General features: G+C 64.2%; 9 protein-coding genes and 1 riboswitch. Of the genes, 7 read left to right on the top strand and 2 right to left on the bottom strand.

Annotation, left to right across the window (positions count from 1 at the left end):
• Nucleotides 1-377 precede the first annotated feature (377 nt).
• Nucleotides 378-477: riboswitch (guanidine-I (ykkC/yxkD leader) on the top strand.
• A gap of 60 nt (nucleotides 478-537) precedes the next feature.
• The 7 genes from NCS67_RS29340 to atzF all read left to right on the top strand — a co-directional run bounded on the left by NCS67_RS29340 (nucleotide 538) and on the right by atzF (nucleotide 10,241).
• On the top strand, nucleotides 538-1,608 hold the full coding sequence (locus NCS67_RS29340; RefSeq protein WP_008346580.1) for a putative urea ABC transporter substrate-binding protein: 1,071 nt from the start codon (nucleotides 538-540) through the stop codon (nucleotides 1,606-1,608).
• Between the two features lie 31 nt (nucleotides 1,609-1,639).
• The gene (locus NCS67_RS29335) at nucleotides 1,640-2,455 is read left to right on the top strand and encodes an ABC transporter permease (protein WP_175980156.1); all 816 of its coding nucleotides are present in this window, start codon (nucleotides 1,640-1,642) and stop codon (nucleotides 2,453-2,455) included.
• The gene (locus NCS67_RS29330; protein WP_250437659.1) at nucleotides 2,452-3,243 is read left to right on the top strand and encodes an ABC transporter ATP-binding protein; all 792 of its coding nucleotides are present in this window, start codon (nucleotides 2,452-2,454) and stop codon (nucleotides 3,241-3,243) included. The genes NCS67_RS29335 and NCS67_RS29330 overlap by 4 nt, the downstream gene beginning before the upstream one ends.
• Nucleotides 3,244-3,258: 15 nt before the next feature.
• Entirely contained in the window at nucleotides 3,259-3,963 is a 705-nt protein-coding gene (locus NCS67_RS29325) for an urea amidolyase associated protein UAAP1 (protein ID WP_033536001.1), read from the top strand.
• A gap of 22 nt (nucleotides 3,964-3,985) precedes the next feature.
• Complete coding sequence (locus NCS67_RS29320; protein WP_008346571.1) at nucleotides 3,986-4,627, top strand: urea amidolyase associated protein UAAP2; 642 nt, start codon at nucleotides 3,986-3,988, stop codon at nucleotides 4,625-4,627.
• A gap of 174 nt (nucleotides 4,628-4,801) precedes the next feature.
• A complete protein-coding gene (gene uca, locus NCS67_RS29315) occupies nucleotides 4,802-8,401 on the top strand; it encodes an urea carboxylase (RefSeq protein ID WP_250437658.1) in 3,600 nt (1,199 codons plus the stop codon).
• A 19-nt stretch (nucleotides 8,402-8,420) separates the two neighbouring features.
• A complete protein-coding gene (atzF, locus tag NCS67_RS29310; RefSeq protein WP_250437657.1) occupies nucleotides 8,421-10,241 on the top strand; it encodes an allophanate hydrolase in 1,821 nt (606 codons plus the stop codon).
• A 63-nt stretch (nucleotides 10,242-10,304) separates the two neighbouring features.
• Here the strand turns inward: atzF and NCS67_RS29305 are convergent, their stop codons facing one another.
• Both NCS67_RS29305 and NCS67_RS29300 read right to left on the bottom strand, forming a co-directional pair.
• Entirely contained in the window at nucleotides 10,305-11,537 is a 1,233-nt protein-coding gene (locus tag NCS67_RS29305) for an MFS transporter (protein ID WP_250437656.1), read from the bottom strand.
• Between the two features lie 79 nt (nucleotides 11,538-11,616).
• Nucleotides 11,617-12,168 carry a hypothetical protein gene (locus NCS67_RS29300; RefSeq protein ID WP_250437655.1) on the bottom strand — a complete coding sequence of 184 codons (552 nt, stop codon included), beginning with the start codon at nucleotides 12,166-12,168 and terminating at the stop codon, nucleotides 11,617-11,619.
• Between the last annotated feature and the right edge of the window lie 22 nt (nucleotides 12,169-12,190).

Below are 12,190 nucleotides of genomic sequence, written 5' to 3'. Positions count from 1 at the left end.
CTGCTTTCAGACGGTCTGTTTTAAACGCTTCGTTTTTATTTGTACGACGAGACGGATTCTCCGTAATAACCGGTAATGGCTATGTTGTCCGCGCCACATTCATGCCAAGAAAATCGCAAGCAACGACGCATCGGCTAAAAGCGTTGCGCCGATGTTTTCGCGCGTCTACCCAAGGAAACGTTTGCTGGCAACCAGGGACGACGCCCGATGTTGGTGCAGCCGATACATCAAACGTGCGCCGCTTTCACCGCGGATGGGCAATGCGCTCCGTCCGAACCTGCGCAACGCCGCCAGCAGCCATAAAAACCGTTGGCACGATTCCCGCTTAGAGGGGATGGCAAGGAGCCGGCGCATCATCCGGTTCATCGAACAATCTGGAAATGGACGGCTAGGGTTCCGGTCTGCTTCACGCGGATGCTGGTCCGAGAGCTGTCGACCTCAGGCGAGGTTACACGGCGGGATAAAAGCCCGGGAGAGAACGCGATGAGTCGCGCTGCTCCCTTGCCGTCGCCAACCGTCTCCTTCGAGGTCAACCTCATGCGCAAGCTCGCTCGCTTTCTTGGCATCGCCGCACTCTCCGTCGCCGCTTTCGCGTCCAGCGCCGCATCCGCCGCGCCGCGCAACGACTTCAAGGTCTGCTGGACTATCTACGCGGGCTGGATGCCGTGGGGCCAGGCCAAGACGCAGGGCATCGTCTCCAAGTGGGCGAAGAAGTACGGCATCAACATCGATGTCGTCCAGCTGAACGACTACGTCGAGTCCATCAATCAATACACGGCCGGCAAGTTCGACGGCTGCGCGATGACCAACATGGACGCGCTCACGATCCCGGCTTCGGGCGGCGTGGACTCGACGGCGCTGATCGTCAGCGATTACTCGAACGGCAACGACGGCGTGCTCATGAAGGGCAAGGGCAAGCAGATCGCCGATCTCAAAGGCCAGCAGATCAACCTCGTCCAGTTCTCGGTCTCGCATTATCTGCTCGCACGCGCACTCGAAAGCGCGCACATGAGCGAGCGCGACCTCAAGGTCGTCAACACGTCCGACGCCGATATCTCCGGCGCATTCGCCACGCCCACCGTGCATAACACGGTCACATGGAATCCGATGCTCGCCGATTTGAAGGCGCAGCCGAACGTCACCGAAGTCTTCGACTCCAGCAAGATTCCCGGCGAGATCATGGACATGATGGTCGTCAATACGAAGACGCTGAAGGACAACCCGGCGCTCGGCAAGGCATTGACCGGCGCATGGTTCGAGATGGTCGCGCTGATGCACGGCGATTCCCCCGAAACCACGAGCGCGCTGACTTCGATGGCCAAGGCGTCCGGCACCGATCTCGCCAACTTCAAAGGCCAGCTCTCGACCACCGCCCTCTTCTACACGCCGAAGGCCGCGCTCGAATTCGTGACCAGCCCCGACATGCCGAAGATCATGACGCGCGTCGCCAAGTTTTCGTTCGATCACGGCCTGCTGGGGCAAGACGCGAAGAGCGCGGATGCCGTCGGCATGGCGTTCGACAAGGGCGTCGTCGTCGGCAACAAGAACAACGTGAAGCTGCGCTTCGATCCGGCCTACGTCGAGATGGCGGCGGCCGGCAAGCTCTGAGCGCTTCAGGTTCTACTACATGGCGGCCAACATGCGACTCATCAATCGACATCCGAGCAGGACCGGCGCGCTGATGCTGTTACTGCTGCCGTTCGTCGTGCTGCTCGCGGTGTATTTCACCGGCTCTTCGATGCGGCTCGCCGACAATCCCGACGACAAGCTGTTGCCGAGCGCGACGCAGATGAGCGATGCGATGAAGTCGGCCGCCTTCACCGAAGACAAACGCACCGGCGAGTATCTGCTCTGGACCGATACCGCGTCGAGCTTGCGAAGGCTCGGCATCGGGCTCGTCGTGAGCGCGGCGATCGCGCTCGTTGCGGCCATCGCGACGGGATCGTTTCCGCTCGCAAGCGCGACGCTTTCGCCGTTCATCACCGTCATATCGATGGTGCCGCCGCTCGCCGTGCTGCCGATTCTCTTCATCGTCTTCGGTCTCGACGAACTGTCGAAGGTCGTGCTGATCGTCATCGGCATCACGCCGATGATCATTCGCGATCTGCACGCGCGCGCCGCCGAAATCCCGGCCGAGATGTGGATCAAGGCGCAGACGCTCGGCGCGAACAGTTGGACGCTTGTTCTGCGGCTCGTGCTGCCGCAGCTTCTGCCGCGTCTGCTCGTCGCGATCCGGCTTTCGCTCGGCGCCGCATGGCTCTTTCTCATTGCAGCGGAAGCGATCGCATCGACCGACGGGCTTGGCTATCGCATCTTTCTCGTGCGGCGCTATCTGTCGATGGATCTCATTCTTCCCTACGTCGCGTGGATCACGCTGCTCGCGTGGCTCACCGACGAACTGCTGCGTCGACTCACGCAGTGGTGCTTTCCGTGGTACGGCGGAGGCGCGCGATGATCGTCGTTCGCAACGTATGGAAAAACTACGGCGATCAGGTCGTGCTGGAACGGCTGAATCTCACCGTGAAGGAAGGCGAATTCTGTTCGATGGTCGGCGCGTCCGGCTGCGGCAAGTCCACGTTTCTGCGCCTGCTGCTCGGACAGGAACGGGCGACGCGCGGCGCGATTCTGCTCGACGGCGAACCGCTTCCCGCCGAACCGGACGCGCATCGCGGCGTCGTGTTTCAGCGCTACTCGGTCTTCGATCATCTGAGCGTGCTGCGCAACGTGATGCTCGGTCTCGAACTGCCGCGCGGGAAATTCACGGGACGGCTCTTCGGCGCACAACGACGCGCCGCACGCGACGAAGCCGCCGCGATGCTCGAACGCGTGGGTCTTGGCGCGGCGCTCGACAAGTATCCGCAGCAACTTTCGGGCGGCATGCAGCAACGGCTCGCCATCGCGCAGGCGCTGATGATGAAGCCGCGCGTGCTGCTGCTCGACGAACCCTTCGGCGCGCTCGATCCCGGCATCCGCAAGGACATGCATGTGCTGTTGTCGGAGTTGTGGCGCGAATCGAAGCTCACGATTTTCATGGTCACGCACGACCTCAAGGAAGGCTTCACGCTCGGCAGCCGCGTGCTCGTCTTCGACAAGGTGCGCGTCGATCCGCAAGCGCCCGGCGCGTACGGCGCGCGCATCACCTACGACATTCCGCTCGACCGCACGCGCGCCTCGGCATCGGCGGTGCATATGGCGCAGGCCGCGGTGCAGGGCGCATCCAGCATCGAACTCGTCTCCGACTAAAGGAAGCTCTACGCCATGACAGTGTTACTCGAAGAAACGGTCCCCGGTGGCGGTCATGCATCGCTGATCGTCAAGCGCGGACAGTCGCTCTGCATCACCGATATTCGCGGCGGCGCGAACGTCAGCGTGATGATGGTCAACGCGGCCGAAAAGAGCGAGCGGCTCAATCTGCCGGATTCGCTGAAGTGCCAGCACACCGCGAAGCTCACCACGGGCCATTGCCTCTATTCCGACATGGGGCGCGTCCTGGCCGCCATCGTCGCGGATACATGCGGCTGGCACGACAGCATCGGCGGGGTATCGAATGCGCAGGAAGTGTTCGAACGATACGGCGCGGGCCGCTATCAGGAGTTGCGCAACGGCTTCTATCGCAATGGCACCGACAACCTGCTCGTCGAGATGAGCAAGTGGGGCCTCGACGTTTCCGACCTGCTGATGACGCTCAATCTCTTCAGCCGCATCGACGTGACGAGCGATGGCGCGCTCGCCTTCGTGCCCGGCAATTCAAAAGCGGGCGATTACGTCGAACTGTATGCGCCGATGAACACCCTCGTCGTGCTGACCGCGATCCAGCATCCGCTCGACCCGCATCCCGAATACTCGCCGAAGCCCGTCAAGCTGGAACTGAAGGAATCGCATCCGGAAGTCGCGGAAATCTGCCGTACCGCATGCGAAGAGAACGTGCGCGGCTTCATCAATACCGAACGCTTTTTCCTTTGAGCGAACCTGAGAGATGAGCAACATGACCCAAGCGCTTACCGTCAGTGAAAAACATCCAGAAAGCGCGGTGTATCGCGAAACGCTCGCCGCGGGCGAACCGTGGCTGCATGAAGTGAAAGCGGGGCAGACGCTGCGCATCGTCGATCTGGAGGGCAATCAGGCCGTCGATACGCTCTTCTACAGCCTTCACGATCCGCGCGAACGCTTCGATCCGCAACGCACGTTGCGTCGGCAGCAGAGCCTCTATCTGACGTCCGGCTCGGTGCTGTATTCGAATCTCGGCAATCCGATGCTGACGATCGTCGCCGATACCTGCGGCCGTCACGACACGCTCGGCGGCGCATGTGCGCAAGAGAGCAACACGGTGCGTTATGCGCTGGAAAAGCGCTACATGCATAGCTGCCGCGACAACTTCCTGCGTGCATGCGCGCACGACGGACGGCTCGCGAAGCGCGATATCGGCGCGAACGTCAACTTCTTCATGAACGTGCCGGTGACGGCCGAAGGCGGCCTGACCTTCGAAGACGGCATCTCGGCGCCGGGCAAGTATGTCGAGCTGCGCGCGGAGATGGACGTCATCGTGCTGATCTCCAACTGTCCGCAACTGAACAATCCGTGTAACGCCTATAACCCGACACCCGCGGAGCTGATCATATGGAACTGAAGCGCATTCGCAGCTGGATCTATCACGTCATGCTCGTTCGCTCGGGACGCTGCTGCACGACCACGCGCGAACAACTGAACCGAAGCTATCGCTGAAGCGATCGCGGCCGCGGACGACCGCGGCTCGCCATGCTCACGGCGGGACGGCCCGCCTCCGAACGACCCTTCCCTTTCCATGTTCGAGAAGATCCTGATTGCGAATCGCGGGGCGATCGCCTGCCGCATTCTCAGAACCTTGCGCGCGCTCGATGTCACCGGCATCGCCGTGTATGCCGAAGCGGATCGCGCTAGCCGCCATGTAAGCGAAGCCTCGATTGCGCATTCGCTCGGCGACGGTCCCGCCGCGACGACCTATCTCGACACGGCGAAGATCCTCGACATCGCGCGTGCCGAAGGCGTGCAGGCGATTCATCCCGGCTACGGCTTTTTGTCGGAGAACGCGGCGTTCGGCGAAGCGTGCGAAGCGGCGGGCATCGCGTTCATCGGACCGACGCCCGCGCAATTGCGCGCGTTCGGCCTCAAGCACACCGCCCGCGAAATCGCCGCGAAGGAAGGCGTGCCGATGCTCGAAGGCACGGGCCTCCTCGACGACTTGCCGTCCGCGCTCGCTGCGGCAGAGCGCATCGGCTATCCGGTGATGCTGAAGAGCACGGCGGGCGGCGGCGGCATCGGCATGCGCGTGTGCTGGAACGCGGGCGAACTCGGCGCGCATTTCGACGCCGTGCGCCGTCTCGGCGAGAACAACTTCAGCGACGCGGGCGTGTTCCTCGAGAAGTACATCGAGCGGGCGCGGCATCTCGAAGTGCAGGTCTTCGGCGACGGCCAAGGCGACGCCATCGCATTGGGCGTGCGCGACTGCTCGGTGCAGCGGCGCAATCAGAAAGTGCTCGAAGAAACGCCCGCGCCATCGTTGCCCGAAGGCGTATCGGCTGCGCTGTGCGATGCCGCGATCCGTCTTGCGAAGGCCGTCGATTACCGGTCGGCCGGCACGGTCGAATTCGTCTACGACAGCGCGGCGGAACGGTTCTATTTCCTCGAAGTGAACACGCGTTTGCAGGTCGAGCACGGCGTCACCGAGCAGGTCTGGGGCGTCGATCTCGTCCGCTGGATGATCGAACTCGCCGCTGGAACGCTCGCGCCGCTTTCCTCGCTGATGGCGGGCCTGAAGCCGCGCGGCCACGCGATCCAGGCGCGCCTGTACGCGGAAGATCCGGGCCGCGACTTCAAGCCGAGCCCCGGCCTCGTGACCGATGTCGCCTTCCCCGTAGCCGATGGCCGCGCGCTGCGCATCGATACGTGGATCGAAGCCGGATGCGAAGTGCCGCCCTACTTCGATCCGATGCTCGCGAAAATCATCGCGTGGTCGCCGACGCGCGACCAAGCGCGCCACGCGCTCGACGAGGCGCTCGCGAACACGCGGCTTTACGGCGTGGAGACGAATCGCGACTATCTGCGGCAGATCATCGGCGACGCGCCGTTCGCGTCGGGCGAGCCGTGGACGCGCTGCCTCGAAGCGCTGAAGTATCGCGCGAGCACGATCGACGTCGCGAGCGGCGGCACACAGACGACGGTGCAGGACTATCCGGGCCGGCTCGGCTATTGGGCGGTCGGCATTCCGCCGTCGGGACCGATGGACGACCGCTCGATGCGCCTCGGCAATCGTCTCATCGGCAACGCCGCCGACGCCGCCGCGCTCGAAGTGACGATGAGCGGCCCGACGCTGCGCTTCAATACCGATGCGGTGATCGCGATCACGGGCGCTGACATTCCCGTCACGCTCGACGATATCGCGCAGCCGATGCACACCAGCATCCATGTCGCGGCGGGCTCGACGCTCGCGCTCGGCACCATTCGCGGCGCGGGCGCGCGTGCCTATCTGTGCGTGCGCGGCGGCTTCGATGTCGCGTCGTATCTCGGCAGCCGCAGCACGTTCACGCTCGGCCAGTTCGGCGGACACGGCGGACGCGCGATCCGCGCCGGCGACGTGCTGCACGTCTATCCGCTCGGCGACGCGCAAGCAGGCGCGACGCTCGGCGATGCGCTGCGCCTCGAACCTGTTCGCACGATCCGCGTCATCTATGGTCCGCATGGCGCGCCCGAGTATTTCAGCGCGGCGTATATCGAACGCTTCTTCGATACCGAATGGGAAGTGCACTTCAATTCGAGCCGTACCGGCGTGCGCCTGATCGGGCCGAAGCCCGAATGGGCGCGCGAGGACGGCGGCGAGGCGGGCCTGCATCCGTCGAATATTCACGACAATCCGTATGCCGTCGGCGCGATCGACTTCACCGGCGACATGCCCGTGATCCTCGGCCCCGACGGCCCGAGCCTCGGCGGTTTCGTGTGTCCGGTGACGATCATCGAAGCGGACTTGTGGCAGATCGGCCAGTTGAAGGCGGGCGACAAGGTGCGCTTCCTTCCCGTCGAGATCGGCGAAGCGCGTGAGGCCGCGCGGCGGCGGCGTCGTGAAATCGAATCGCTCGATATCGAACGCGGCGAAGTGACCGAACGACGTGCGGCGCTGACCTCGCCCATCGTGCTCGATAGCGGATCGGGCCGCGAAAGACTCGTCGCGCGCGTGTCCGGCGATACGCATCTGCTGCTCGAAATCGGCCCGGCGGAACTCGATCTCGTATCGCGCTTTCGCGGTCATGCGCTGATGCAGTCGCTCGAATCGCAGGCGCTTCCCGGCGTGGTCGATCTGACGCCGGGGATCCGCTCGCTGCAGATTCATTATCGGCCCGACGACTTGCCGCTCGCGCGTCTGCTTGCGATCGTCGAAGAAGCGTGGGCGCAAGTGCTGCTGCAAGGCGATCTGCGCGTGCCGTCGCGCATCGTGCATCTGCCGCTTTCGTGGGACGATCCGGCGTGCAGGCTCGCGATCGACAAGTACATGACGACGGTGCGCAAGGATGCGCCGTGGTGCCCGAGCAATCTGGAGTTCATCCGGCGCATCAACGATCTCGATTCCATCGATGCCGTCAGAAAGATCGTCTTCGATGCGAGCTATCTCGTGATGGGTCTCGGCGACGTGTATCTCGGCGCGCCGGTCGCGACGCCGCTCGATCCGCGTCATCGTCTGGTGACGACGAAGTACAACCCGGCGCGAACGTGGACGGCGGAGAACTCGGTCGGCATCGGCGGCGCGTATCTGTGCGTGTACGGCATGGAAGGTCCGGGCGGATATCAGTTCGTCGGACGCACGCTGCAGATGTGGAACCGCTACGCGCAGACCGCGGATTTCTGCGGCCAGCACTATCTGCTGCGCTTCTTCGATCAGATCCGCTTCTACGAAGTGTCCGCCGACGAACTCATGCGCATTCGCGCGGATTTTCCGCTCGGGCGCTATCCGCTGCGCATCGAGGAAACGGAGCTGTCCTTGCCGGACTATCAGGCGTTTCTCGCAGACGAAGCGTCGAGCATCGATGCGTTCCGCACGCGTCAGCAAGCGGCGTTTCAGGCCGAACGCGAGCGCTGGCGCGAAGCGGGCGCATCGGAAGACGCGCAGGATGCGCCACTCGTCGATGACACCGAACTCGCACCGCTCAAGACTGGCGAAGTCGCCATCGACAGCGAGATCGCGGGCAGCCTGTGGCAAGTGAAAGCGGCCCCTGGCGATGAAGTCGCGGCGGGCGACGTGCTGCTCGTCATCGAGTCGATGAAGATGGAGATTGCCGTCTGCGCGCCGTGCGCGGGCACCGTCGCCGCGATCCATGTCGCGCCGGGTTCTCCGCTGCGCGCGGGACAGCGCATCGCGGTCATCGAACGTCACTGAATCTATCCAACGGAAAACCATGTCGACATTCGATCTGCGTCTCTCCACGCTGCGCCGCGAATATCGCGAAGGCTCGCTCACGCCGCGCAAGCTCATCGCCCGGTTGCGCGACAAAGCCGCCGCGCTCAATCCCGAGTTCAATCTCTTCATCCATCTGCTGACGGAAGAAGAGATCGCGCCTTTCGTCGATCGGCTCGAAGGCCACGATCCGGACAGTTTGCCGCTCTACGGCATTCCGTTCGCGATCAAGGACAACATCGACCTCGCGGGCATCGAAACGACGGCGGGCTGTCCCGCGTTCGCTTACACGCCCGATGAATCCGCGACGCTCGTCGGCCAGTTGATCGCGCTCGGCGCGATTCCGCTCGGCAAGACCAATCTCGACCAGTTCGCGACCGGTCTCAACGGCACGCGCTCGCCGTATGGCAAGTGCCGCAACAGCGTGCATCCCGGGTATCCGTCGGGCGGATCGAGCGCGGGGTCGTCGCTTGCGGTCGCGCTCGGCGTCGCGAGCTTCGCGCTCGGCACCGACACGGCCGGATCGGGACGCGTGCCTGCCGCGCTGAACAATCTCGTCGGCCTCAAACCGACGAAAGGATTGCTCTCGACCGCGGGCGTCGTGCCGGCATGCCGCACGCTCGACTGCGTGACGTTCTTCACGGCAACCGCCGCCGAAGCCAGCGAACTGCTCGCGCTGACCGCGCGGCACGATCCGCGCGACGCATACAGCCGACGCAATCCGCAATGGAACGCGGCGCGTGCGTTCGGCACGCCGCACGCGTTCCGTTTCGGCGTGCCCGCGCAACTGGAGTTCGCGGGCTGCAGCGAAAGCCCCGCATTGTTCGCGCAAACGCGTGCGCTACTCGAAGCAGCGGGCGGCGAAGCGGTCGAGATCGACTTTCAGCCGTTCGTCGAGGCGGCGCAATTGCTGTATCAGGGACCGTGGGTTGCCGAGCGCTATAGCGTGACGGGCGAGTTGATGACGACGCAGCCGGATGCCGTGCTGCCCGTCATTCGCGATGTGCTGGCGAAAGCGCCGGGCGCGACTGCCGTGGAGCTGTTTCGCGCGCAGTATCGGCTTCAGGATCTGAAGGCGCTATGCGATGCATCGCTCGATACGCTCGACTTCGTGCTCACGCCGACGTATCCGCGCCCGGTGACGCTCGCTGAACTGGAGCGCGATCCCATCGGCCCGAATTCGCTGCTCGGCTACTACACGAACTTCATGAACCTGCTGGACTATGCGGCGGTGGCCGCGCCCGCCGGCTTCATGGAGAACGGATTGCCGTGGGGCGTGACCGTCTTCGGCCGCGCGTTCACGGATCAATATCTGCTCGGCGTCGCCGATCTGCTTCAGCGCAGAAGCGGCATGCGCTGCGTCGGGGGAGGCGAAGTCGATGCGAGTCCGCACGGCGCGGCGGCCAACGATCGCATGACGGTCGCGGTATGCGGCGCGCACATGCAGGGCTTGCCGCTCAATCGCGATCTCGTCGCGCGCGGCGCGCGTCTCGTGCGGGCGACGCGCACCGCGCCTTGCTATCGGCTATGCGCGTTGCCCGCATCGGCCGACGGCACGCGCAGGCCAGGCATGTGGCGCGTCGCGGACGATGGCGTCGGCATCGCCGTGGAGGTCTGGGAGATGCCGAGCGCGGAATTCGGATCGTTCCTCGCGACGATTCCTTCTCCGCTCGGGCTGGGCAAGGTCGAGCTGTCGGACGGTTCGTGGACGGCCGGTTTCATCTGCGAGCCGTACGCGGTGCAATCCGCCGAAGACATATCGGCGTTCGGCGGATGGCGCGCGTGGCTCGACGGTCGGCATCCTCAAGCCGCGCCTGGTTGATCGATCGGATTTGTCAACGCGCAGTCTGCAGCGAGCGCAAGGCCCGGCAAAGGAAAAGCGGATTCATGTCGCCAGAGAGGAATCTTGCGCGACGTCGCGGTGAATCCCGCACGCCTTTTTGAGCGAAGCGCCGAAGATGAGCCAGAGTGCGAGCGAGCCTGTCGATACGCCTCCCAGCACGAAGAACGCCGTTGCATAACCGAAATGCTGCGCGAGCACGCCGCCCAGTGCCGGGCTAAGCGCAGCGCCCATGCCCTGCACGGTCATCACGACGCCCTGCCCCACGTTCACCCGTCCGGTTCCCCGCAGCAAGCGCACGACCAACGCGGGGACCGCGACGCTTTGCAGACCCGCGCCGATTCCGTCGAGTGCCTGCACGGGCCACACGCCCCATGCCGCGATAAACATTCCCGCCACGAGTCCGCGCGCCGGCAGCGCGAGAAACGTGATCAGGATCACACCCCAGTAGCCGATTCGCTGGATGAGGCGGTTCGCGAAGACCGCCGCGACGACCATCACGAGTTGCGCAATCACGATGGTCTGCGCAGTGAACGCACTCGGATCGCCCTGATGCGCCGCCACGACCGCGAGCCCGTAAAGCGGCAGCATCGCCGCGTTGCCGAGATGGAACATCGCCAGCGAGGCGGCGAGGAGCAAGATGGGCCGGCACGTCAGCAGCACGCGAAATCCGCTCGCCTGTTCATGCCCGGTCGGGGACGAACTGCTCAAGCCGCGCGCGCTGTCGTGATCGATCGCATCGCGCCGGATGAGCAGCGTCGAAATCACCGTCATCGCGCCGAACACGCCCGCGAGCACGAACACCGCGCCGAACCCATAGCGCCATCCGAGCCAGCCGGACAGCGCGGCGCCCACGACGTTTCCCGCGTGATTGGCCACCTGATTGCGGCCGAACTGCCTGTCGAATCCTTTCTCGCGCACGATTCCCAGCGTGATGCCGGCGACGGCGGGACCGAGCGCAGCGCCCGTGACCGCGGTGAATATCTGCGATGCAGCGACCATCCAGTAGCTGTGCGATACCCATAGCACGAGCGATGCAAGCGTCGTCATCACGCCTGCGATGACGATGACGCCGCGCTTGTGATGCGTCGCATCGACCAATGCGCCAGCCGGGGACGTGGCCAGCATGCCGGCGATGCCGCCCAACGTCATCACGGTTCCGATCGCATCCGCATGCCAGCCGTGCGCCTGCAGGAAAACGCCGAGAAACGGCCCGATGCCCGCCTGCACGTCCGCCATGAAGAAGTTCAGCCCTTCTAACGCGTATGAGGGATTCATGGTTCACCAATGACGTCCGTTTCGTTGGGCCTTGGTCGGTTCCGAGCGCGGGCTTCGCTTTGAGACTTTGGGATCGCCCTCAACCGTTTTCGGGCGCGTCGACGAGCTGGGCGATTTCATCGACCTCGATCGTCCGACCATGCCTGTTCCTGACGCCGTGCCCCCAGGCGTGGACATGCGCGCCCGGACTCAGGTAATCGGCCAGCTCGGCCGCGGCGTGCGGTGGCATGCGCAACGAGGTGCCATCGTGGAGCAAGGCGCCGCGCAATTCGCCTTTCGGTCCGAAGAGCGACAGCAGGACCTCGCCCGACGCTTCCATCGCCTTGCGCTCGACATGCGGTCTCTGATGCGTTTCGCCGTTAGCGTGCGGACCTTCGTCGCGAATGAGCACACCGCTTTTCGATGTCAGCGAGACAGCGGCGATGATGTCCGCGTCTCGCGGCTTTATCCCGCGCACGCGGATCTGATCGCCCGGCGCGACATGCCGCGCGAGTTCCTTCGATAGATGCGGTGGAAAATGAACCTGACGCGAGCCGAGCACGAGGCCGTCGATTTCTCCGTGTGAATTGAGCAGAAAACGTGTCACCTTTCCGCGGGTCTCGGGAAGGCTGGCGGGATCGATCCAATGCATGTCGCTACTCCTGAATGAGCGT

This window comes from Caballeronia sp. ATUFL_F2_KS9A (genome assembly GCF_023630765.1).
GTDB lineage: Bacteria > Pseudomonadota > Gammaproteobacteria > Burkholderiales > Burkholderiaceae > Caballeronia > Caballeronia zhejiangensis.
This window is presented reverse-complemented; position numbering and strand designations above follow the sequence as displayed.